The organism is Collinsella sp. LCP19S3_A7 (assembly GCF_052121995.1).
Taxonomy (GTDB): Bacteria; Actinomycetota; Coriobacteriia; order Coriobacteriales; family Coriobacteriaceae; genus Collinsella.
Window position 1 is genome coordinate 118767 of the sequence record NZ_JBQKDE010000002.1, and the last position, 24002, is coordinate 142768.

The window sequence follows — 24002 nt, forward strand, 5'->3', positions numbered from 1 at the left end:
GTGACATTGTCTCTAATATTGTTACAACAATATATTCAAAATGTTATATCCAATCGGTGAACGGTTGTAAGCTTATTGTACTGCTCGGAAAAAATAGCCTTTAGCTGGGAAAATCTTATATTAATCAACTACCGTTCACCGAATAAGTATTTGAATTCTTGACATACCGACAAAGCGGAAAAAGAATTGGTTATGACAAATCGCGCAAATGATATTACATTTCGCACGAGAACGTATTCATTTACATAAGTGGATACAAACGGGGACGACGACGGTTGAGTCCGGATAAATCGTTACGTGCCCGGGAATCATGAAAGGATGTGTTATGGACGCTATCGTCAAATTCCTTGAAAAACACCAGCCCCTCTTCGACAAAATCTCGAGGAACATTTATCTGGTGGCGATCAAGGATGGCTTTCTCTCGAATATGCCAATTGTGCTGTTCTCGAGCCTGTTCCTTCTTCTTTCGACGCTCCCTGCCTATGTAGGCATCACGCTTCCGCCTGAGGTGCTGGATTTCTTCAATAAAATCTATGCATATACCATGGGGCTTCTTGGCATTATGGTGGCCGGCACCACGGCGAGCTCACTTGCCATGTCGATGAACCGTCGCATGCCTTCGGGCAAATCTCTCAACCCCACCTCGTGCATGGTTTGTGCCATGTGCGGCATGCTCTTGCTATCGGTGACGAACGATGTTGTCTCGATTGGCGGAGCAGATACATCTGTTTTTGAAACCGGCTATATGGGAACCAAGGGTTTTCTCGCTGCGTTCGTAGCCGCATTTTTGACCGTTAATATCTATAAGGTGTGCATTAGCCATAATGTGACGATCAAGCTCCCCAAAGAGGTCCCTGGCTCTATTGCGCAGAGTTTTCGCGATATCTTTGCATTTGGGTTTTCGATCCTTGCGTGCGCTTTTATCGATCTTGCGAGCCGCAAGCTGCTTGCTGTGCCGTTCGCCAATTTGGTATCCGCTCTCATCTCGCCGCTGTTCTCCGCGGTCGACACCTATCCTGGCATGGCGCTTATCGAAGGCGCGGTCGCACTTTTCCAATTTATGGGTATCCACGGTGCTTCGGTTGTCATGAGTCCGATCAATGCTGCGCTCTACGGCAATACCGTTACCAATCTTGAGGTTTTCCAAGCAGGTGGACACCCGTCAATTGCTCTCACGCAGGACTTTACAAGCTTCATCGGCGGTCTGGGCGGTTCTGGCTGCACGTTCATCGTTCCTATTATCCTGATCATGTTTATGCGCTCCAAGCAGCTTAAAGCCATGGGTAAGGCATCGATTATCCCGGTGATTTTTGGAGTTAACGAGCCTGTTATCTTCGGTATGCCGATTGTTCTCAATCCCTATATGTTCGTGCCCTTCCTAGTGGCTCCTATGGTCAACGCCATTATCGGTAAGTTCTTCATTGACGTCATTGGAATGAACGCCCCCATGTATACCATGCCGTGGGCGCTTCCCGGCCCAATCGGTGCATTCCTCACCACGGGTCTCGATCTGCGTTCTCTCGTATTGATGGCAGTGCTGTTGGTCGTTGACTTTGTGATTTACTATCCGTTCTGCAAGGCGTATGACCATCAGCTTTGTTTGGAAGAGTCTGCAAAGGAGACTGCAGGAACCTCGGATGCAGATGCTATAGCCGCACAGGAAAATGTCGCAAAAGCTCTCGAGGCGGTAAAGGACAAGGCGGAGCAGATCCGCGTGCTTGTGCTTTGCCAGGGTGCCGGCACTTCGACTCTCTTGGCAAATGCTCTTCGCGAAGGTGCCGCTGCTAAGGGTATCGATCTGGTTTCTCAGTCCGGTGCGTACGGAAGCCACTATGAGACGATGGATCAGTACAACGTGATTGTTCTGGCGCCCCAGGCACGCATGTACTATGACGCTATGAAGGCCGATACCGATCGCCTTGGAATTAAACTGCTCACCACAAGGGGCAAGGAGTATATCGACCTTACCAACGATCCCGAAGGTGCAATTGACTGGATCGTTCAGGAGCTGGCCAAATAGTGGATGCACTTCGTCGTTGATTCGTCGGTGTATGGTACGGCCCCGCAGCTTATTGAGCTGCGGGGCCGTATTTCGTTGAGTATCTAATTGAGACAATGAGCGCAACCGTCGTGAGATCGCATTGGCGCTTTCCGAGTCACCGACAAGCTGCCTTCCATCTATGTGACCAATTCGCTTTCGGTCTTTAACCTGCTCGAGGCGCGCGAGGATTGCGAGCCGTGCCTGGTGGGCGGCATGCACCGCCGCCGCACCGCCGCCTTTGTGGGGCCCCCGGCCGAGGATACCCTGCGCGCGCTGGGAATCGACGCAGCCTATATCGGCGCAAACGGCATTTTGGACGGCGACGTGTCCACGTCCAACATGGACGAGGGCCGCATCCAGCAGCTCGCCTTTAGCAAGGTCGATACGCGCTACCTCATCGCCGACTCCAGCAAGATCGGCAGGCGCGACTTCTACACTTTCTGCCGCCTGGACAGCCTGGACGCCGTGGTATGTGAGCCGGGTATCTCGGTCGAGGACCGCGCCGCCATCGAGGAACACACGCAGGTCATTTGCTAGCTAGCGCTACGAGATTGCCAACAGGCGATGCGGGAGGACTTTTACCTCCTGTCATTGTGGGAACCAGTGCGTCAGCGCTACGCGATATGACGCGCAAATGAGGACTCCACTATCAAATTGCCTCAACCTGTAACAGGTAGGGGTGAAGTCGCCAACCAGATGTTACAGATTGAGATTGAGAGGATTGTCCTGTGTATTTGTCTCAATCTGTAACAGCTAGGACCCAAAAACTCGACTAGGTGTTACAGATCGAGATTTTGTCTATCCAGCCATCACCTTTGTCTTGATCTGTAACAGTTAGACGGTTAAAAGCGAGTTAGATGTTACAGATTGAGATATTTCTGCTCGAGCGTTCTGTTTGTCTCGATTTGTAACAGCTAGGGCCGAAATATTCGGCTAGATGTTACAAATCGAGACAAACGACCTGCTCGGGCCGAGCCAAAACAAAAGAGGCCGCATACGAACCCGTGGAGGGATTCGCATGCGGCCGACAGGGGGTATGCGGCGGAAACTAGGCCATGAGCAGGCCGGTCTCCGCGACGTTCTTGTACCAGTACGCGCTCGCCTTGGGATAGCGCTTCTGGGTCTCAAAGTCGATGTAGAACAGGCCGTAACGCTTGTTGTAGCCGTTGGTCCAGGAGAACTGGTCCTGCAGCGACCACACAAAGTAACCGTCGACGTTTACGCCGCCGTCGATCGCCTTGAGGATCCATGCGAGATGCTGACGCATATAGTCGATACGAGGGGCGTCATCGATAAAGCCGTCCTCAAAGTCGTCCTTATAGCCCATGCCGTTCTCGGTGATGTAGATCTTCTTGTAGTTGGGGTAATCGTTCTTAATGCGCAGCAGCAGGTCGTACAGGCCCTCGGGATAGATGATCCAGTCCCAATCGGTGGTGGGAACGCCTTCGCGCACGCACGACTCGCCCACGCCCTTGAGGAACCAGCGCGAGGAGCCCTTGTCGCCGGTGCCATTGTGGTTGATGTCGTTTTCGCCCTCGGCAGCACGCAGGAACTGGCACTTGTAGGTGTTGACGCCCAGGCAATCGTTGTAGGGGAGCGCGGCGGTCAGCGCGGCGATGTCCTCGTCGCGGACGTCGAGCTCGCCGCCGGCGATATGGGCCAGCTTGGTCGCAGCCTCCATGGTGTCGGCGGCATAGTGGCCGCGGAAGGTGGCGTCGAGTACCCAGCGGTTGTTGATGACGTCGGCCATGCGAGCTGCCTCGCAGTCGGCAGCGTTGTTGGGGTCGAGGGGATACTTGGGCTCCAGGTTCTGGACAATGCCGATCTCGCCCTCAAAGCCGCCATCATGGAAGGCGACGACAGCCTTGGCGTGGGCCACCATCATGTTGTGCATGAGCTGGAAGGCCTTGTCCAGTCGGTACTTCTCGCCGTGCGGCCAGTTGCCGACGATAAAGCTGCCCTCGGCGGTCGCGGGAATCTCGTTAAAGGTGAACCAGTGCTTGACCTCGGTGAACTCGGCAAAGCAGAACTTGGCGTACTCGACAAAGGCGTCGATCGTCGTGCGCGTCAGGAAGCCCTCGCCGCCGTCCTGGTAAAAGGCCTCGGGCGTATCAAAGTGATCGAGCGTGACATAGGGGATAACGCCGGCATTGTTGCAGGTGGCAAAGAGCTCGTGATAGAAAGCGACACCCTCGGGGTTGATCTCGCCAGTGCCGTTGGGGAAGATGCGGCTCCAAGCGATGGAGACGCGGATACCGTTGATGCCGAAGCGCTGGCACAGGTCGATATCGACCGGGTACTTGTTGTAGAAGTCGCTTGCGGGGTCGGGGGAGAAGCGACCCTGAGCTGCCAGGAAATCGTCCCAGGGCACTTTACCCTTGCCGTGCGTGCGGGTCTCGCCCTCAACTTGGTAAGCGGCAGTGGCGCCGCCAAACACAAAGCCGTCGGGGAACTGCATGGGGTTGTTCATGAGGCATCCTTTCTGTGGGATACGAATAGGGAGAGGTGCCCGAACTGGGGATCCGGGCACCAACAGAGGGAGGAGCTAGTCGAGGTTCTCGCGGAGCCACTTGATGGCGCCAGCGGGGTCGCGGGTAAGGTCGATATATTCCTTGCCGCGCGGGGCGAGCAGCTTAATGCCCAGACGATCGGTGTCGGCCTTCATGTCGTTGTAGTAGCTACGAACCTGCGGGGCAAGCACGATAACGTCGTACTGATCCATGATGGCAGTGTGCTGGCCATAGGCGCCCGCGGAGGAAGCGATGTTCTCTCCGGTCTGCGCGGCACCTTCCTTGATGGCGTTGGCAAGCATGGCAGAGGTGCCAGCGCCGGCGCACAGGACGAGGACTTTCAGGCCATCGACATCCTTCTTGGCGGATGCATCGGCGGCGGGCTCGGGCTGATCGGCGACAGGCTTGCTGTCGGCGGCGGCAACGGTCGTCTCGACGGAAGCGGTAGCCTGCTCGACAGCGGGCGCGGAGGTGCTGGCGGCGATGGTGGCAGCACCGTCGGACTCGAGACCCAGCTCGGCGGCGCGCTCGGCCTCCTGGTCGCAGAGCAGCTTATCGTATGCCTTCAAGAACGGCAGGTAGATGATGGCGTCCAGCAAGATGATGATCGCGACAAATACCAGGGCGATGAGCTGGAAGTTCGTGGTGATGAAAATGCCGATGGGGGCGGGGGTAGCCCAAGGCACCACGAAGGAGAAGCCGTTCATGCCCACGTTATCGATAAAGAACTTGGCAACACTCACGTTGACGCAGCCGGCGGCAACAAAGGGGATGAGCATGTAGGGGTTAAGGATCATCGGCGCGCCAAAGAGCAGCGGTTCGTTGACGGCGAAGGCAACAGGAACAATCGAAGCCTTACCGACGGCTTTGAGCTGCTTGGACTTCATAAAGAGAATCAGCAGAAGCGGCACGATGAACGTGGCGCCGGTGCCGCCGAACTCACCCACGAGCGACATGTTAAAGGTGAGGGAGTGGGCGGGGTGGCCGCCTGCCAGCAGGACCTGCAGGTTCTCGGCCTGGTTGGCAAGACGGATGGGGTCGATACCCGGCTGGACAATCGAAGGACCGTGGACGCCGATGAACCAGAAGAACGCGGTGGCTGCCTGGATAAGGATGAGACCGGGGTAGGTCTCTGCCGCAGTGAAGAGCGGGGAGAGCAGCTTGATGAGCAGCTCGGAGAACGGAACGCCCATGAGGTTGCGCACGACGACATCGATGATGCCGCAGATGATGACAGCGCCGCCAAAGGGGATAATGTCGCGGAAGTTCTGAGCGATGGCGCCCGGGACCTCCTTGGGCAGCTTAATGGTCAGATCGCGCGAGACGCAGAACTTATAGACCCACACGGTAATGAACGCGGCGATATAGGCCGAGAACAGACCGCGCGTGCCCATGCTGGTGCAGTCGAAGACCGAAAGTTCGGAGCCGTTGAGCTTGGTGGTGAACTGCGTAACGGCGAGCAAAAGCATGCTGCACTGGGCGGCCACCATGGTGGAGCCGTCGTTGAGCACCTTGCCGGCGGGCATGCGACGGTTCATGGAAGCCGTAAAGTTCTTGGCGGTGGTGCCGGCAACCATGATGCCCATAACGCCCATGGTGAAGTTGTACAGCTTGTTGCACCAGTCGATGAGCGGCTGGGGCAGCGTGATGCCAACTACGCCAGGAAGGGTGGCGATCAACAGGAAGATCGAAGAGGTGAGGACAATGGGCATGCACCCAAGGAATCCGTCCTTGATGGCCTGGAGGTAGATGTTCCTCGAGATCTTCTCAAAGAACGGCTGATGCTTTTCGAGCATCTTTACGATGGCGTCCATAGAGCTCCTTTGCTACTTGATGCGCGATGCATGTGGATGGAACTGGTCGTCGATGGATGGTCAGGACTGCCCGGAAACCTTCCCGCTTAAGGAAGGCATTGCGAAATGACAACGTTGTCATTTCGCTAATGACAACGTAAGACATTTTTGGAAGAGCAACAAGGATTTACAGGTGAACGGTCGATATCGTCCGATAAACGGCTGATTTATCAGTCGGGCAGGTAGTGTATGCTAGAACGCAAAAAACAAGCGATAGAGAACCGAGTGGAGAAGCAGTGGCAACGATGGACAAGAAAAACGTCTCGATGAACGATGTGGCGATTGCCGCGGGTGTTTCTCTCAAGACGGTGTCGCGCGTGATCAACGAGCCCGATAGCGTACGAAAGTCGACACGCGATAAGGTCCATGCTGCCATGGAGGCGCTTGGGTTTCGAACCAACTTTGCCGCGCGTTCGCTCAAGCTGGGCCGTTACGGGTGCATCGGCGTGGTGCTGTTCCACTTGTCGGGCGGCGCCGTGGACATGATTGACGGTATCGCCGATGCCGCCGAAGAGCGAGGCTTTGCTCTCACGATGATCAAAAAGCGGGCGGGGGAGAAGATGACCCTTGCCGAAGCGGCGCGCAGGATGTCGCAGCTTCCCGTCGACGGCATGATCTTCAATCTGCGCCAGATGGTCGATGACTTTGATACCTTTGAGGCGCCGAAGGACCTCAAGACGGTGATTATCACACCGATGGAGCATCCTACCTGCTCTACCGTTAGTGACGACCAAGAGGGCGGCGCGCGCATGGCGTGCGAGTACTTCTTAAATCGTGGACACAAGAACGTATATTTCGTCTCTGGTAAGAAAGAGGCGCTGTCGAGCCAGTGTCGTATGAAAGGTTGGCGTGCGGCACTCGAGGCGCGTGGCATTGAGCCGCCCGAGCCTCTGCAAGGCGATTGGAATGCGGATAGTGGCTATGCCGCGGGCCTTGTGCTTGCCGATAAGCCCGATTGCACGGCGGTCCTCGCCGCTAACGACTGCATGGCAAACGGCGTGATGATGGCTCTACGTGACAAAGGGCTCAGTGTGCCCAATGATGTGTCCGTGATCGGCTTCGACGATGAGCTCTACAAGACGATTCCCAACTCGATTCTGACGTCGGTGAAGTTTCGCCACCGCGAGCTGGGCATCCGTGCGCTTAACGAGGTCGTCGCAGGTCTTGAGGCTCCGAGCTCCAGAAGCCGCACGCTTGTGTCGGGCGTGCTGATCGAGCGTTCCAGCGTGAAAGACCTGCGGGCGTAGACGTGCTCAACTCGTTCATCTCAATCTGTAACAGTTAGGACCGAAATACTCGGCTAGATGTTACAGATCGAGACAAACGGCCCCCCAGCCGAACAAAAACAAAAGGCCGGGGGCGGCGCGCCGTGTGACGTGCCACCCCCGGCTGAGAAATGGGGACAGGTTATGTGAGCGGGGCAATTCCGCTGGTCGCCAGCCGCTAGTCCAGACGACGGGTCTGCGCCACGTGCTTGTACCAGTAGGCGCTTGCCTTGGGCGTGCGCTTCTGGGTTTCAAAGTCAACGTAGAAGAAGCCATAGCGCTTGTTGTAACCATTGGTCCAGGAGAACTGATCCTGCAGACTCCACAGGAAGTAGCCGCCCACGTTGACGCCCACCTCCATGGCCTTGAGCAGCCAGCGCAAGTGCTGCTCGATGTAGTCGATGCGCGGCTGGTCGTCCACAAAACCGTCCTTGTAGGGATCCTTGTAGCCCATGCCGTTTTCTGTAATGAAGATCTGCTTGTAGTTGGGGTAGCGCTGCTTAATGTAGACGAGCAGATCGAACAGGCCCTCGGGATAGATGATCCAGTCCCAGTCGGTGGTGGGGATGCCAGGCTTGTTCACGTGCTCGCCAATACCCTTAACGCGCCAGCGGCCGGTGCCCTTCTCGCCCGTACCGTTGTGGTGCAGGTCGTTCTCGCCGTCGTAAGCCTTCAAGAAGCGGCACTGGTAGTTGTTGACGCCCAGGTAGTCGTTGTAGAGCGCGGCCTCGCGCATAATCTCGAGGTCCTCGTCCAGGATCTCGATGGTGCCGCCCGAGACGGCAGCCAGACGGTTAGCGCACTCGAGGGTGTCGGGCGCGTAGTCGCCGCGGAAGGTGGCGTCGAGCAAGAACTGGTTCTGCAACACGTGCTCGTTGTTGGCGGCTTTGATGTCGGCGGGGTCGTTCTCGTTGAGCGGATACTTAAACTCCAACGACTGAATGACGCCGATCTTGCCCTTAAAACCGCCGTTGTGGAAGGCCAGTACGGCCTTGGCGTGGGCGAGCATCATGTTGTGCTCGCACTGGAAAGCCTCGGCCAGATGCGCCTTGACGCCGCCGGGGAAGGTGCCCTCGATGTAGGTGTTGGAGGCATCGGCCCAAATCTCGTTAAAGGTGAACCAGTAGGTCACCTGGTCGGCGTACTCCTTAAAGCAGAAGGTGGCAAAGTCCACAAAGGCATCGATGGTCTCGCGGTTGAGGAAGTCGCCCTTCTCAAAGAGGGCAAGCGGCGTGTCGAAGTGATGCAGCGTGACAAACGGCTCAACGTGGTGCTTGTGGCACTCGGCGAAGAGATCGTGGTAGAACTGCACGCCCTCGGGGTTGATCTCGCCGGTGCCGTTGGGGAAGATACGGCTCCAGGCAATGGAGAGGCGAATGCCGTTGATGCCGAACTCCTCGCACAGCTCCAGATCGACGGGGTACTGGTTGTAGAAGTCCGAAGCGGGATCGGGGGAAAAGCGCCCCTGGGCCTCCAGGAAGTCGTCCCAGGCAACCTTGCCTTTACCGTGGGTGCGGGTCTCGCCCTCTACCTGGTAGGCAGCAGTGGCGCCGCCAAAGACAAAGTCCTCGGGAAACTGCGCAGGCGGGTTGGTGACGCTAGCAGGGTTAACGGACATGATGATCCAATCGTCTAAATCGAAGGGCCAGCCGGTCTTGGATGGTCGGCTGGCCCTGTGCGTTACTTACTTCGAGAGTTGCTCGCTTACGAAGGCGAGAGACTTATCGCCGTTCTGGGAAAGCTCAATGTACTGCTTACCGCGGCAGGCGACGCACTTGTTGCCCACGCGCTCGCAGTCCTTCTGCAGGTCGGCCAGGTAGCTTGCGGCTTGCGGGGCCAGGACGACCAGATCGAAGTCGGGGAGCATGTCCACGTGGTTGCCATAGGCCTCGGCAGCGGTTTCAAGATTGATGCCGCGCTCCTTGGCGGCCTTGGCCAGCGCGTTGGCGAGCAGGCCCGAGGTACCGCCACCCTGGCAGAGCACGAGCACGCGTTTGCCGTTGAGGTCGCTGGTGGCCGTTGCCTCGGCAGCGGGTGCTGCGGAAGCGGCGGGAGCGCCGGCTTCCACGGCCTCGGCAGCAGCGCCGGCGGCAACGCTCTTGGCGTCGGCCTTGCCCTGGAAGGCATCGTTGAGCTTGGCGGCCTTCTCGGCGTTCTTGGCGGCGAGCTCTTCCTGGGAAATCTCGGCCTCCTCGGCGCACTTCTGGGCGTCATAGGCACGGAAGAACGGATAGTACAGAACGAAGTCGACGACCAGGATAAGGGCGAGCATCACAAAGGCGAGCGGCTGGAAGCCCAGGCCCATGATGGTGCCGATGGGGCCGGGGACGGTCCAAGGCAGGGTGTACATAAAGCCGTTCATGCCCAAGAAGTCGATAAAGATCTTGAGGATCCAGATGTTGGCGATCGGGGCAAAGACAAACGGGACAAAGAAGACGGGGTTGAGCACGATAGGCGCGGCGAACAGCAGCGGCTCGTTGACGGCAAAGCACACGGGGACGATGGCGGCCTTACCGACAGCGCGCATCTCCTGGGACTTGGCCAGGAAGCAGAACATAAAGACCAGGACGAGCGTGGCGCCGGTGCCGCCCATGCAGACGACGAAGTACTGGGCACCCTGGGTCAGGACAGCGGAAGCGTGCTGGCCGGCCTGGAACGCAGCCAGGTTGTCGGTCATGTTGGAAACGAGGGCGGCGGCGATGGCGGGCTCGACGATCGAGGGGCCGTGGACGCCCACGAACCAGAACAGGCTCATGGCGCCGTAAATCACAGCAAGGCCGATGTAGCCGTCGGCAGCGGTGAACAGGGGCTGGAACACCTGGATGACGCCCTGGGCAAAGCAGAAGCCAAAGGCAGCGCGGAAGACGATGTCAAAGACCCAAAAGACGGTGATGCAGACGGAGAAGGGGATGATGTCCTTAAAGGTCTGCGAGATGTTGGGCGGAACCTGCTCGGGCATCTTGACGGTGATGTTGCGCTTGATAAAGAACTTGTAGATGATGCCGGTCACAAACGCAGCGATGAAGGCGGTCAGTAGGCCCTTGGAACCAAGGTAGGTGGTGTTGAAGCCACTGGCGGCATCCGTGGCGATGGTGTCGCTCGAAAGGAGCAAGAAGCCGATGATGGCCGCGCACATGCACGAGATAAAGTTGATCTGGTTATTCTTGGGCAGATCGCGGTTCTGGGCGTCGGCGAAATGCTTGGCCGTGGTAGCGGCGCAGGCGATGGCCAGGATGCCCATGGAGTAGTTGTAGCACTTCCACAGGGCGTTGTTGATGTCATCGGGCCAGTAGAAACCCCAGATGTTGGGGACCGAGGCTACCAGGCAGAAGATGGACGAGAAGATGATGATGGGGATGACGGAGATAAAACCGTCGCGGATCGCCTTGAGGTACTTGTTGCGGGCGATCGCGTTGAAAAAGGGCTGGCCCTTTTCGATGGTGGCGATGAGTTGCTCCATGCAAAGCTCCTAAGAGTCGGTGGGTTAGCAACGATGGTAGCTTTTGACGTTTGGTTGCCAAAATGTTGACGTTGCCATTTTGTGACACAAAATAAGATGCGAACCGATGGCCCCTGTGCCTGCGGACCGACGATTTCTTGCGCGTAAACGTTTGAGCCGCCCGGTGGCTCTGTGTTTGCACAATGGCAACGTTAACATTTGGGCGATAAAAGCCGTTCGGGGAAGCAAAAATGTCGGTGAACGGTAGGTTTTGGGTGGTGAGCGTATGGTGGGGGAGGCGTTAGATATACTTGAAGACGTTTCATTTGACTGCGTAGGGTGCCACCAATGGCATCGTTGACATAGAAAGATCGACCTATGACCGCTGTTAAAAAATCGGTTTCCGTTAAGGATGTGGCGCGCCTCGCGGGCGTCTCAGAACAGACGGTCTCGCGCACCGTCCGCGATTCGCCCAGCGTGCGCCCCGAGACCAAGGAGCGCGTGCGTGCCGCCATGCGCGAGCTGGGGTATCGCCCCAATTTTGCCGGTCGATCGCTGCGCCGCGGCAAGTTTAAGACCGTCGGCGTCGCCATGTTCAACATTACCGGTACCGGCAACCTCGACCGTATGGAGGGCTTTGCCGCCGCCGCCGATAAGCACGGCTACGCCATTACCCTCACTAAAGTAGATGGACATCCGTATACCCTCGAGAGCGCATCGTCGCGCATGAGCGCACTGCCGGTGGATGGCATGGTTGTGATCATGAATCGCATGCCGGCGGACTTTGGCACCTTTGAGCCGCTGCCTGGTATGCAGACGGTGCTCGTTACCATGCTGGAGCACCCGCTGTGCTCGACGGTCGATAACGATCAGTTCGATTGCTCGCGCCAGGTTGTCGAGTACTTGCTGGGGCAGGGGCACAAGACCGTGCACTTTATCTCGTGTCCCGAACGCTCGCTTTCGGGCATGCAGCGCGAGGAGGGCTGGCGCGAGACATTGCGCGCGCATGGTATTGAGCTGCCGCGACTCATCCGTGGCGACTGGACGGCGCGGAGTGGATATGCCGCAGGCCAGGCTCTGGCGGACGATCCGACCTGTACTGCCATCTATGCCTCCAATGACGCCATGGCCTACGGCTGCATTCGCGGACTCGAGTCGCGCGGAAGGCGTGTGCCCGAGGACGTGAGCGTGGTGGGGGTTGATGATAGTCTGGGCGACATCGTGCCCGATCGTCGCCTGACCACCGTGCGCTTTGACAACAAGCGTGTCGGCATGTGGGCAGTCGACAAGATCGCCGGCGCCGAGGGAGTTGCGTCTGGCGTGGAGCACATGCTGATCCCCGGCGTGCTCGTAGAGGGCGATACGGTGCGCGATTTGCGTTAGGGCGCGGTCCTGTTTGGGTTTCCGTTAATCATGTTTGATATTGTTCGAAATGGTTTGGAAACCGTTCGCGGGTTAAAAGTGACCGTTCATAGCTCGAAATTACGTTTTGTATTGTTCTTTATTGTTTGAATGTTAATGTTTCTGTCATACACAGCGCAGCGCGGATGCCCGGACGCGATGCTCTCCATTGGTTCATATGTGAAAGGAACGCAATATGGCAACCAAAGAAGAAATCTCGATGGTTGGATTCGAGATTGTCGCATACGCAGGTGACGCCCAGACCGATCTGCTTGCAGCGCTCGATGCTGCTCGCGAGGGTGACTTTGAGAAGGCCGAACAGCTGCACAAGGATGCCAGCGATGCACTTATCGGCGCCCACGACACGCAGACCAAGCTGCTTTCGCAGGAGGCCGGCGGCGGCGAGATGGAGATGACCTTCATCATGGCTCACGCTCAGGACACTCTCATGACCACTATGATCTTGGAGAAGCAGGCCCGCTTTACCATCGATGCCTACAAGCGCATCGCCGAGCTCGAGGCCAAGCTCGCCTAACGAGCCCTCACAACCAAGCCCCTTCCAAAAGTCCTGCCGCCACCCGCAGCAGGGCTTTTTCTGTTCTCCTCCAAGTTGCGGTGAAATAGGGGCTGACGGCCCAAAATGATCCGTTCTCCTCCGTCCCCAGGGGATCGGTTGGCAGCGTCGCCACGAAACTGGACCATCTACTACGTTTAACCCGGTGCCCCCGAACACACCTGCGTTTCATGAAAAACTGCAGGTGTTCTACCTGTGGTTTTGTTTTTACGCCACGGGGCATGGTCGGGGATGGGCAGTTAAACGTAGTAGATGGGCCCATTTCATGGCGGGCAGGTCATGCAGCAGTCTGTTGCGCCTCTTGCCGTTCGGTTTTTCGCTGGGTGGGTATACTTCCATCCGCAATACAGGCCGGAATGAGGAGGTATCCAAATGCCGGACAACGGATCGATTCAAAAGAGAGACGCGAGCGAGATGGCTCATGGGCGTCCTGTCCAGATAACCGAGCAAACAACGGTGACCGAGCTGCAGCCCAGCCTATCCGATGTCGTGTGCGCAAACAAAAAACTGCAGATTGGCCTCATCGTTGCGCTCGTGGCACTGGCGCTGCTGTCGGGGTTTGTGGCTCGTCCGCATTTTGCCGATACCAAGACTTGGAACTCTACCATCGAGGTCATCGATCAAAAGAAGGGCAATGTATTGGCGCTCACGACCTCGTGCGTCGCCCTATCTGCGGGTATCACTGCGCTGCCGGGCGATACGGGAACGCCGGTTGCCGAGCAGCTCGCACAGCTTTCGGGTAATCTTGGTATCGTGCTTGCCGTGCTATACCTAGAGAAATATTTACTCACGATTTTGTGGTCGGTTGGCCTGGGCATCCTGATCCCGTTTGCGCTGGTGCTCTTTGCAGCGTCGCTTGGCATTCACGGACGCTGGAGCACGAGCACGGTCATTCGTCGCGTGGCAACGCGTGTGCTGGTGGTCGCCATCATTAGCATGGTGTTGGTGCCCGCGAGCGTATGGGTGTCGCAGAAGGTTGATGAAACGTATCGAGTGAGCATCGAGGCGGCCGAGCAAAAGGCGACTGACGCTGCGAGTGCGACAGATAGCGATAGCTCCAAAGCAAACAAGAAAAAGACTGAGTCCGCAGAGTCCAAGAACGTGCTTGAACAGCTTGCCGACGGTGCCTCGGGTCTCGTCACGACGGTGACCAGCGGCGCCAAGCAGATGACCGATGAGATTGTGCAGCAGGTGACCGATCTGATCGAAGGCGTCATTGTGATGATAGTGACCTCGTGCGTTATCCCATTGCTGGTGCTCGCGGCGTTTTTGTGGCTGGGGCACACACTGCTGGGGATTGATATTTCCGGGCCGACGAATTATTTGACGGGCCGCTTTCTGGGCACTCCGTCCAAGCATGCCAAGAAGGGCGGCCAGTCCTAGTAGCTAAAACAGCTGTATATACCGGGGCATACCGCCGAAGGGCGGCCGAGACACGTTCTCGGCCGCCCTTTTGTTTGTTGAACACATGGTCGCTACGCCCGCGTCCGGTCCAAACGGTCAGCAATCATCCGTGAACGGTATTTGTTCAAAAAAGAACAAAGATAAACAAATAGTTGTTGCAGTTACTGTTCGAATGTGTTCAAATAAACATGAACAGTGAAGAATCGCACATTCAGATGCCCGGACCTGAACGAGATTCAACACTTCCAAACAGAAACTACGCACCTGCGTATCTCTCAAGGAGGATGTCATGAGGGTTGTAATCGCTTCCGATGCCGACGGCATGTCGATGAAGGAATCCATCAAGGAGATGCTCATCGCCGATGGTCACGAGGTCGTCGACTATTCCGAGACCCCTGCCGCGGACTTTGTCGATTCCGCTACCGCCGTTGCCAAGGACCTGCTGGAGCACAAGGATTCCCAGGGCTTCGCATTCGATAAATACGGTGTCGGCTCCTATATGGCCGCCGTCAAGATCAAGGGCATGGTCGTCGCTAACATTTCCGACGAGCGTTCCGCCTACATGACCCGCGAGCACAACGGCTCGCGCATGGTCACCATGGGCCCGGGCGTTGTGGGCACCGAGGTCGCCAAGAAGATCGCCCGCGAGTTCCTGCGTGCACAGTACGCCGGCGGCCGTCACCAGATCCGTGTCGACATGCTCAACAAGATGGCCTAACGAGAGCCACCGAGAACTCGAACTTCTACCTCAACTTGTGAATTCAGACGAAAGGACGTTCTGATGAAGAAGACCATCGCAATCGGTTGCGACCATATCGTTACGGACGAGAAGATCTATCTGGCCGACCGCCTGGAGCAGGCTGGCTACAAGGTGCTCGACTGCGGCACCTACAGCCACACCCGTACGCACTATCCCATCTACGGCAAGGCCGTGGGCGAGGCTGTTGCCAGCGGCAAGGCCGACTTTGGCGTGGCCCTGTGCGGCACCGGCATCGGCATCACCAACGCCGTCAACAAGGTTCCCGGCGCCCGCTGCGCCCTGGTTCGCGACATGACCTCTGCCCTGTATGCCCGTCGTGAGCTCAACGCCAACATCGTGGGCTTTGGTGGCAAGATCACCGGCGAGTTCCTGATGGCCGACATCATGCTTGCCTTCCTGGAGGAGCCTTACGAGAAGACCCCCGAGCACGATGCCCTGATCGCCAAGATCGATGCCTGCAATAAGGCCGACGCCGAGGCTCAGGCTGACCCACACTTCTTTGACGAGTTCCTCGAGAAGTGGGACCGCGGCGAATACCACGACTAAGGAGATTCCGGCGTTCTGCCGAACGCCGGACCGGCCGACGCTGCGAAGCCATCTGGCGGGCAATCTGCCGTTCAGCTTCGACGGCATGACCAGAAGGTCAATGCCGCCTCGCTTCACGGCACCTTGCCTCGCCAGCTGGCTTCTCGCTGACGTTGGGGGTACCTGCGGGGTTGCTCCTGTTGTTGCGAAGCTTTCTGGTTCGGTAAGCTGCTCCGATAACACGTTTGCTTGCTGAGCTTGTGTGCTTTGATTTTGACGGACCCGGCATTCTGCAGCTTTTTAATTGACGGCTCGCGTTTCTGTGATGGGGCGCGGGCCGGTTTTCTAAACAGGAGTTCAATATGATTCTGACTGTTACCATGAACCCGTCGATTGATACGCGCTATCAGCTCGATAAGCTGGTCATCGACGATGTTAACCGGGTGACGCCCGAAAAGACCGCTGGCGGCAAGGGCCTCAACGTGAGCCGCGTGCTGCTGCAGCTGGGCGACGACGTGCTCGCGACTGGCCTGCTTGGCGGTCACATGGGTGCCTATATGGCCGAGCTCATGGATGCCGACGGCGTCAAGAACGACTTTGTACCCATTGCCGGCGAGACGCGCATTTGCCTGAATATTCTGCACGAGGGTAATCAGACCGAGCTGCTGGAGAGCGGCCCGCAGATCGCCCCGACCGAGCTCGAGGCCTTTACGGCCAAGTTCGCCGAGCTTGCAGCGAAGGCGGACGTTGTGACGCTTTCGGGCTCGCTGCCGCGCGGCGTCGATGCCGGCTACTATGCCGAGCTCGTCAAGATCGCCGAAGGGGCGGGCGCCAAGGTGCTACTCGACACCTCGGGTGCATCGCTGGAGGCCGCGCTGGAGTCCGACGCTAAGCCTGAGCTCGTAAAGCCCAACCTGACCGAGATTAACGGCCTGCTGGGTACGTCCTTTACGACTGATGATGTCGATGCCCTGCGCGAAGCGCTCGCCGCCGATGACCGTTTTGCCGGTATTCCCTGGGTCGTCGTTTCGATGGGCGCTGCCGGTTCGGTAGGATTCCATGAGGGCCGCGCGTTCCGCGCCAAGACGCCCGCGATTGCGGCTGTAAACGCGACGGGTTCCGGCGACTCGACCATCGCCGGTTTTGCGCATGCCATTGCTGCTGGCGCCGACGACGTCACGGTGCTCAAGACCGCCAATACCTGCGGCAAGCTCAACGCCATGGATCCCAAGACCGGCCACCTGGTCATGGACCGCTGGGACGAGGTCTACAACAGCGTAGAGGTAACCGAACTTTAGAGTTACGGCGTACCGAACAAAACGAGAGTGGATAATCTCCCATTTTGGGCTCGCAAGCGGGCTTAGAGTGGGAGATTTTCCACTCTCATGAGAGGCAGCTAATTTGGGACGGGGCTATTTTGACTACTTCTAGATGCAATGTAGTCAAAATAGCCCCGTCCCAAATTAGCTGCCCTTGCACCAAAAACGGCGCCCGCCGGCGATGTTGCCGGCGGGCGCCGTTGTCTTGAAGACGAAATGATCCGTTTTCCTCCGTCCCCAAGGGATCATTACAGCGAGTCAATGAAGCGCTGCTGGGCGGCGCGACCGGCTTCGTCCCATTTAAAGACGCCGGCGTTGTCGAGCACGTGGCCAAACACCATGCCGACCTCCTCGTGCAGGATGTCGATGGCGCTATCCGCCGTAAGCTCGTCGGCGCGGCGGGCAAAGACGTCCTCGGCCCATGCGGCGTGGCTGCGGCAAAGGTCGTCGCCCTCGAGCGCGCCGGCAAGATCGTAGCTGGCATCGACCTTGGCCGCCAGCAGGTGCTCGCGGACAGCGCCGAGCTCGGGAACCAGGCGCGGCGGCAAAATGGCCAGGCCCATGACCTCGATCAGGCCGATGTTCTCCTTCTTAATATGGTGGTACTCGGCATGCGGGTGAAATACGCCCAGCGGATGCTCGTCGGTTGTGATGTTGCAGCGAAGCGCCAGGTAGGCCTCGTAGATCTCGCCGCCGGCATTGCCGCGAGAGTCGACGCGGCGGATGACGGGCGTCACAGTGTTATGCGCCACGCCGTCGGCTGTGTGCGCGATGACGCCCACAGACTCATCGGTCCACTCGCGCCAGGCGAGGATAATCTTCTCGGCGGCGTCGAGCAGCTGGGCGCGGTCGTGCGAGCGCAGTCTCAGCACCGAGAGCGGCCACTGCAACACGGTGCCGCTGACCTGGTCAAAGCCGGGCACGTTAAACTGCGAGACCTCGGCGGCATGCATCATGGGGAACTCGTGCGCGCCGCCCTGGAAGTGGTCGTGCGACAGAATCGAGCCGCCCACGATGGGCAGGTCGGCGTTGGAGCCAATAAAGTAGTGCGGGAACAGGTCCACAAAATCGAACAGGCAGGTCAGTCCCTTACGGTCGACGTGCATCGGGCGATGCTCGGAGCTCATAGCAATGCAGTGCTCGTTAAAGTACGCGTACGGACTGTACTGGAAGCCCCAGCGCTCGCCGTTGAGCTGGATGGGGATAACGCGCAGGTTCTGGCGAGCGGGATGGGCGCCGCCGTCGGCTGCGGCGGAGCGTCCAGGGTAGCCCTCGTTCTCGATGCACAGTTGACAGGCGGGATACTTCTCGCCCGTGTTCTTTGCGGCGCCGGCCGCGGCAATGTCGCGCGGGTCCTTCTCGGGCTTCGACAGGTTAATGGTGATTTCCAGGTCGCCCCAGTTGGTGGGGGTGCTCCATTTGATATTGCGCGCGATGGCGGCGCGGCGCACGTAACCGGCGTCACAGCACAGACCATAGAACCAGTCGGTCGCGGCGCGGGGCTCGTTGACGCCCATGCGTCCGTTGAACTCCTCGTTTACAACCGAAGGCCTCGGCATGAGCGCGCCCATGATGCGCATGGCGATGCGGTCGCGGCCCGACGCCGTGTCCTCGGCAGCGCCGTTGGCAACGGCGTCCTCGGAAAGCGCGGCAAGCGTGCCCTCCAGGTCAAAATTGGGGAGCGTATCGGGGTGCAAGAGCGAGAGCTTCTCGTTCTGCATCGCCCAAGCCATGTCGAGCGCAGGACCCGAGGCGCCGATGCACTCGAGAATGGTGTTGTAGGCCCAGATGCGGTCATCCTGTCCGATCATGGATCGATGGATGGCATACTCAATCAGGCCCTGCGCGGCCTCGCGCGCATCAGTCATTACAGCCATGCCGCGTAAGCCCCCTTGTCAGAAATTGCGTAGTGGCGGGCAGAGCCCTCGCCCAGCCAGCCGTTCATCTTGATGATGAAGGTGTCGACAAGATCGAGTGGCACAAAGGCCTGGATAGTGCCACCAAAGCCGCCGCCGTGGATACGGACGGCGCCGCGGCCGTCGAGCACATGCTCGGCCAGCGCCAAGGCATACATGGAAGGTTGCTCGGAGCCCAGTTTGGCGACGACATTCTGCAGGTACATGGCGGAGCTGGCACCGGACTCGCGCGTCAGGACTAGGAACTGGTCGATGTCGCCGGCGCTAAGGGCTGCCCAGCGCTTATCGACCAGGCCGTTCTCATACCAGTAGTGAACGGAGCGCAGGCAGGCACGGTCGCCCAGCTTGGCGCGTAGCTCAGGGAGCTTGGCGTCAAAATCCGCCACGTTTACCTCGCACAGGCGTGTCTTGCCAAACTCGGCGGCGACGTCCTGCATCTCGCGCGGAACGGCGGCGTAGTCGTCGGTAGCTGCCACATGGTCGGCGCCAACCTTAACGAGCACGAGCGCATAGCCGTGATCCTCAAAGTTGAGTTCGAGCTTCTGGGTTTTAGGCTGAGCCTGGTCCTCAAAGTCCATGTAGGCGAGGCCGCCCAAGCAAACGGCGGCCTGGTCCATAAGACCGCAGGGCTTGCCATAGTAGTTGTTCTCGGTGCGCTGGCTCATCTGGGCGAGCGCGACGGGCTCGATGGCGGGTGCGCCCCAGAGCGCCTCCATGGCACGACCGTACGCCGCCTCGACAGCAGCGGAGCTCGAAAGACCGCCGCCCGAGGGAACGGAGCAGGTGAAGGCGAAGTCGAAGCCCTGGGGCTCAACACCCAGAGCAGCGATTTCGTGGGCCATACCGCGGACGAGGCTCGCGGACGTGCCCTTCTCGGACTCCTGAACATCTAGCGTATCGAGCGTGATCTCAAAGGTAGGATAGCCCTCGTCGGCGACGCGGATCTTGTTGGAGTCGGTTGCCACGGCGATACCGTCAACGGCGACATCGAGCGAGCCGGCGATAACATGGCCGCCCTCGTGATCGGTGTGATTGCCGCTGATCTCAGAACGGCCGGGTGCGTGCACGTAGAGCACCTGGCGGTCGCCGATGGGTCCAAACTCCTCCTCAAACAGTCTGGTGAGCATGGTGAGTGTCTTTTCGTCGGGGGTGGTCATGGGAGTCCTTTCCTTGGCGCGCACGGGTGAGTTTTGCGTCGCTATGAGTACGTTAACAACTTGAAGCGGCATGAACCAAGTGTTCACGATGCCGCACGTTACGGGCTATGTTAACGTACTCATAACACAACGCTTGCCACTTTTTGAGAATCCGGTAGTCGGTAGAATTACAGCCGTGAACGGTACCGCCGTATGGACTTATAAAGCAGAAGAGATGCAGATAGAAAAAGTAGAGTACGTTAACATGCGTCCGACGATAGCGGGCTTCGGCGCGGGGTGTGTTTCTGCCTGGGTCGGCATGCACGCTATTCAGATCTCGCAAGGGTGAAGGTGATTCTGTGGCAAGGCACTCGTCCAACGATACAGGTACGCGTCCGGTCTCCATGGCCGACGTCGCCCGCGCTGCCGGTGTTTCGCAGCAGACGGTTTCGCGCGTCGCCAACGGCTTGCCCAACGTTAACGAGCAGACGCGCCAGCGCGTGCAGGCCGCTATGCAAGAGCTCGGTTTTCGTCCGAGTTATGCCGGACGCTCGCTGCGCGACGGCCGTTACCATTCGGTCGGTCTGTGCGTCAACGATATCACCAAGTTTGGCAACCTCTCAATGATCGACGGCATCGCCAGCGCTGCTCGCGAGCATAATTGCGCCATCACGCTGGTCGAGATGTCCAAGACCGAGGAGTTTTCGCTTGCCGAGGCCACGCGTCGTATGGCTGCGCTGCCGGTGGACGGCATCATCATCGGCATGAGCCGCATGGCGCCCGATTTTGAGACGTTTGATCCGCTGCCGGGCATTGGCACGGTTATTGTTACCATGTACGCGCACCCGCGGGTGACCACGGTCGATTCCGACCATTACGGCTGCTCGCTCTTGCTTATGGATCATCTGTTTGAGCTGGGGCACGAGCAAATTCGCTATATTGGCGGCCCGTCGTTCTCGGTCGACGAGCAATTTCGTCGCGCCGGCTGGCAGGATGCGCTCGAGCATAAGCACATTAAGCCGCAGGCGCCGCTCGAGGGCGACTGGTCTGCCAACAGCGGCTACGAGGCCGGCAGGTACCTGGCCGAGCACGATCGCACCATGACGGCGATTTATGCGGCAAACGATCAGATGGCAAATGGCGCGATTGCCGCGCTGCGTGATAGCGGCCTGCGCGTGCCCGAGGACGTAAGCGTGGTGGGCGTCGACGATTCGCTCGACGACTTTGTCGCGCATAACGAGCTCACGACCGTTCGGTTCGATTTACATCAGCGTGGACGCGAGGTGTTTGAGCACGCGGTTCCCGAGGCGGGTACGGCGGGCAAAACCGTTGCTATCCGTATTCCCGGCCAGCTCATTATTCGACATAGCACGGCGATGCCACGCTCATAGTTTGCGCAGGTAAACGACGATTTATCGTATTTCAATAACAATCGGTAAGGATGCCGGCAGATAACAGTTGGAATGCTGCCAAGTGCTATGATAGACAAGTTATTTTGTCTATCTAGGAGGCTTTGCCTGATGGAGATCACCAAGGATATCCGCTATATCGGCGTCGACGATCACGACATTGACCTGTTCGAGGGCCAGTACGACGTGTCCGAGAACGGTATGGCATATAACAGCTACGTTATCTTGGGCGATAAAATCGCTGTCGCCGATTCGGTCGACGGTGGTTTTGTCGACGAGTGGCTCGGCAACCTCGAGGCCGCGCTCGATGGCCGTACGCCCGACTACCTGGTCATCCATCATATGGAGCCTGATCACTCCGCCGGTATCGCCGCCTTTATGGAGCGCTATCCCCAGGCGCAGATTGTGGCCAGCATGGGTGCTTTCCGCATGATGGTCAACTACTTTGGCACCGACTTCCCCGAGCGCAAAATGGTTGTCAAAGAGGGCGATGTGCTCGACCTGGGCGGCCACAGCCTGACCTTTATCGGCGCCCCCAATGTTCACTGGCCCGAGGTACTCTTCTCCTATGAGGCCACCGACAAGGTGCTTTTTAGCGCCGACGGCTTTGGCAAGTTTGGCGCCAACGACATCGAGGATCCCGAGGGCTGGGCTTGCGAGGCTCGCCGCTACTACTTTGGCATCGTCGGTAAGTTCGGCAAGTTTGTGCAGGCTGTGCTCAAAAAGGCTGCCGATCTGGATATTCAGATCATCTGCCCGCTCCACGGTCCTGTCCTTACCGAGAATCTGGGCTATTACCTCGACACCTACAACACCTGGTCGAGCTATCAGCCCGAGGACGAGGGCATCACGATTGCCTATGCGAGTGTGTATGGACATCTGAAGGCTGCCGTCGAGGAGCTCGCCGCAGCGCTCGAGGCTCGCGGCCAGAAGGTTTCCGTCTTTGACCTGGCTCGCGACGACATGGCCGAGGCCGTTGAGGATGCGTTCCGCTATGACCGCCTGGTGCTCGCCTCCATCACCTATCAGGGCGAGATCTTCCCGTTCATGAGCACCTTTATCCACACGCTCGCCGAGCATGCCTACCAGAACCGCACCGTGGCGCTCGTCGAGGCCGGTTCCTGGGCGCCCACCGCTGCCAAGGTTATGACCAAGGAGCTCGAGGGCATGAAGGACATCACCCTGGCGCAGAACAAGGTGACCGTGCTGGGATCGCTCAACGACACATCGCGCACCCAGATCGAGGCCCTCGCCGACGAGCTTTCCAAGTAGCGATATTTCGCTTTTAACGGGCAAAACCACCACAAAGGGACAGGCCCTTTGTGGTGGTTTTTGTTTAAGCGCCGGCGATGATGAGGGCTGGACGTGCGCTGTCGGCGGCCTCGGCGATTGAGGTGGCGACGGCGGCGTCGGGGTCGCTGTCCATCACGATGATGTCGACGTCGGCAAGCTCGGCAAAACGGTACATGCCGCGTCCGTTGACCTTACTGGCGTCCATGAGGGCGACGCTTTGACGGGCGGCACCGACCATAGCCGCTTTGGTCTCGGCCATCTGCGGAAAGTCGGTCGTAAAGCCGCAGCCGGGAACAAAAGCGCCAGGACACATGACGGCAAGGTCGGCGTGGACCATTTGGAGCGCCTGCATGGTAAGTGGGCCGTACAGATAGCGATGACCTTTGCGCAGTGCCCCGCCCAGCATAACGACATCGACCGAGGGCATGCTCTCGTCGATATAATCGGCGATGGTAATGTCGGCCGTGATAACGGTGATGCCATCGCGCTGATCGAGGAGCCGGACGAATTCGAGCGCCGTGGTGCCCGAGTCGACGAGCAGCGTGTCGCCGTCATTAACGAGCTCGATGGCGCTTTGCGCGATGGCCTGCTTGGCGGCGACGTTGACATTGATGCGGCGATCCTGCGTGGAGACGGTCAGGCGTTTGTGGAGCGATACGGCACCACCATGTGTGCGACGCAGCTTGCCTGCTTCGGCGAGCGCGTCCAGGTCGGCGCGGGCGGTGACGGAGGACACGCCAAAGGTCTGGGCGATTTCTGCTACCTGCACCGAGGCGTTATGCTCGAGTATTTCCATAATGGCGGTACGGCGCTCGTCAGCAAAAGCACGGTTGGTAGCTTGGGCCATGTTTGCTCCATTCTCGGCTAAATTTGCAGGAATTGTGTTGACTCTATTTTCGTTCATTTTCTTTTTGAGTAAGAAAACACCTTTCGATTACTTATCTTTTCTATAAAAGAAAGACGCTAAACGCTCAAAATTCAATATCGAACACGCCCACTCGGTTCCGATTCCTTCCGTTTACTTTTCAAAAACGACTGTATTGGCCTGCATGGACTCAATATCTCGCACGTGCAAAGCCGCTGAATTTCATACAATGAGCGCAGTAAAACGCAAGGTAAAACGCCTTGTGAACAACTACGCCCGATGTCCAGATGCG

Annotated in this window: 18 protein-coding genes; 11 read left to right on the forward strand and 7 right to left on the reverse strand. The window is 58.2% G+C overall.

The features are described 5' to 3' along the window. The first annotated feature begins 325 nt into the window (after positions 1-325). Together ACTQV3_RS01935 and ACTQV3_RS01940 are read left to right on the forward strand one after the other, a co-directional pair. Positions 326-2020, forward strand: a complete 1695-nt coding sequence (locus tag ACTQV3_RS01935) for a PTS lactose transporter subunit IIBC (RefSeq protein ID WP_195503282.1) — start codon at positions 326-328, stop codon at positions 2018-2020. Positions 2021-2182: 162 nt separating this feature from the next. Continuing rightward, positions 2183-2578, forward strand: coding sequence for a hypothetical protein (locus ACTQV3_RS01940; RefSeq protein WP_441068426.1), 396 nt, complete (start codon positions 2183-2185; stop codon positions 2576-2578). A gap of 511 nt (positions 2579-3089) precedes the next feature. On the opposite strand, the gene lacG (ACTQV3_RS01945) is transcribed toward ACTQV3_RS01940, so the two are convergent. Beyond that, complete coding sequence (gene lacG, locus ACTQV3_RS01945) at positions 3090-4511, reverse strand: 6-phospho-beta-galactosidase (protein ID WP_441068428.1); 1422 nt, start codon at positions 4509-4511, stop codon at positions 3090-3092. A 75-nt stretch (positions 4512-4586) separates the two neighbouring features. Next, a complete protein-coding gene (locus ACTQV3_RS01950) occupies positions 4587-6365 on the reverse strand; it encodes a PTS lactose transporter subunit IIBC (RefSeq protein ID WP_441068430.1) in 1779 nt (592 codons plus the stop codon). A gap of 284 nt (positions 6366-6649) precedes the next feature. Here ACTQV3_RS01950 and ACTQV3_RS01955 point away from each other — a divergent pair, with 284 nt between their 5' ends. Beyond that, positions 6650-7651, forward strand: coding sequence for a LacI family DNA-binding transcriptional regulator (locus ACTQV3_RS01955; protein WP_441536011.1), 1002 nt, complete (start codon positions 6650-6652; stop codon positions 7649-7651). A 196-nt stretch (positions 7652-7847) separates the two neighbouring features. Here the strand turns inward: ACTQV3_RS01955 and lacG (ACTQV3_RS01960) are convergent, their stop codons facing one another. Continuing rightward, positions 7848-9287 (reverse strand): 6-phospho-beta-galactosidase, encoded by a 1440-nt coding sequence (gene lacG / locus ACTQV3_RS01960; RefSeq protein WP_154514977.1) that lies wholly within the window; start codon positions 9285-9287, stop codon positions 7848-7850. A 66-nt stretch (positions 9288-9353) separates the two neighbouring features. After that, positions 9354-11129, reverse strand: a complete 1776-nt coding sequence (locus ACTQV3_RS01965) for a PTS lactose transporter subunit IIBC (RefSeq protein ID WP_427718986.1) — start codon at positions 11127-11129, stop codon at positions 9354-9356. A 357-nt stretch (positions 11130-11486) separates the two neighbouring features. Here ACTQV3_RS01965 and ACTQV3_RS01970 point away from each other — a divergent pair, with 357 nt between their 5' ends. The 6 genes from ACTQV3_RS01970 (at position 11487) to ACTQV3_RS01995 (ending at position 17070) form a co-directional block, all read left to right on the forward strand. Then, complete coding sequence (locus ACTQV3_RS01970; protein ID WP_441068434.1) at positions 11487-12491, forward strand: LacI family DNA-binding transcriptional regulator; 1005 nt, start codon at positions 11487-11489, stop codon at positions 12489-12491. Between the two features lie 214 nt (positions 12492-12705). Then, the gene (locus tag ACTQV3_RS01975; protein WP_055252615.1) at positions 12706-13044 is read left to right on the forward strand and encodes a PTS lactose/cellobiose transporter subunit IIA; all 339 of its coding nucleotides are present in this window, start codon (positions 12706-12708) and stop codon (positions 13042-13044) included. A gap of 411 nt (positions 13045-13455) precedes the next feature. Further along, positions 13456-14466 carry a hypothetical protein gene (locus tag ACTQV3_RS01980; RefSeq protein ID WP_441068436.1) on the forward strand — a complete coding sequence of 337 codons (1011 nt, stop codon included), beginning with the start codon at positions 13456-13458 and terminating at the stop codon, positions 14464-14466. 310 nt (positions 14467-14776) lie between these two features. Beyond that, the gene (gene lacA, locus ACTQV3_RS01985) at positions 14777-15205 is read left to right on the forward strand and encodes a galactose-6-phosphate isomerase subunit LacA (RefSeq protein ID WP_006234830.1); all 429 of its coding nucleotides are present in this window, start codon (positions 14777-14779) and stop codon (positions 15203-15205) included. Positions 15206-15268: 63 nt separating this feature from the next. Continuing rightward, complete coding sequence (lacB, locus tag ACTQV3_RS01990) at positions 15269-15793, forward strand: galactose-6-phosphate isomerase subunit LacB (RefSeq protein WP_006234831.1); 525 nt, start codon at positions 15269-15271, stop codon at positions 15791-15793. A gap of 341 nt (positions 15794-16134) precedes the next feature. Beyond that, positions 16135-17070 (forward strand): hexose kinase, encoded by a 936-nt coding sequence (locus ACTQV3_RS01995; protein WP_441068438.1) that lies wholly within the window; start codon positions 16135-16137, stop codon positions 17068-17070. A 269-nt stretch (positions 17071-17339) separates the two neighbouring features. Here ACTQV3_RS01995 and ACTQV3_RS02000 read toward each other — a convergent pair whose 3' ends face one another. Further along, entirely contained in the window at positions 17340-18968 is a 1629-nt protein-coding gene (locus ACTQV3_RS02000) for a UDP-glucose--hexose-1-phosphate uridylyltransferase (RefSeq protein WP_441068440.1), read from the reverse strand. Next, on the reverse strand, positions 18959-20164 hold the full coding sequence (locus tag ACTQV3_RS02005; protein ID WP_441068442.1) for a galactokinase: 1206 nt from the start codon (positions 20162-20164) through the stop codon (positions 18959-18961). The genes ACTQV3_RS02000 and ACTQV3_RS02005 overlap by 10 nt, the downstream gene beginning before the upstream one ends. A 383-nt stretch (positions 20165-20547) precedes the next feature. On the opposite strand from ACTQV3_RS02005, the gene ACTQV3_RS02010 reads away from it, so the two are divergent. Both ACTQV3_RS02010 and ACTQV3_RS02015 read left to right on the forward strand, forming a co-directional pair. Next, positions 20548-21534 carry a LacI family DNA-binding transcriptional regulator gene (locus ACTQV3_RS02010; RefSeq protein ID WP_154515200.1) on the forward strand — a complete coding sequence of 329 codons (987 nt, stop codon included), beginning with the start codon at positions 20548-20550 and terminating at the stop codon, positions 21532-21534. A 129-nt stretch (positions 21535-21663) separates the two neighbouring features. Continuing rightward, positions 21664-22824: an FprA family A-type flavoprotein gene (locus tag ACTQV3_RS02015; protein WP_441068444.1), complete on the forward strand. Its 1161-nt coding sequence runs from the start codon at positions 21664-21666 to the stop codon at positions 22822-22824. A gap of 64 nt (positions 22825-22888) precedes the next feature. Here the strand turns inward: ACTQV3_RS02015 and ACTQV3_RS02020 are convergent, their stop codons facing one another. Further along, positions 22889-23692 carry a DeoR/GlpR family DNA-binding transcription regulator gene (locus ACTQV3_RS02020; RefSeq protein WP_427728567.1) on the reverse strand — a complete coding sequence of 268 codons (804 nt, stop codon included), beginning with the start codon at positions 23690-23692 and terminating at the stop codon, positions 22889-22891. Positions 23693-24002: the final 310 nt, after the last annotated feature.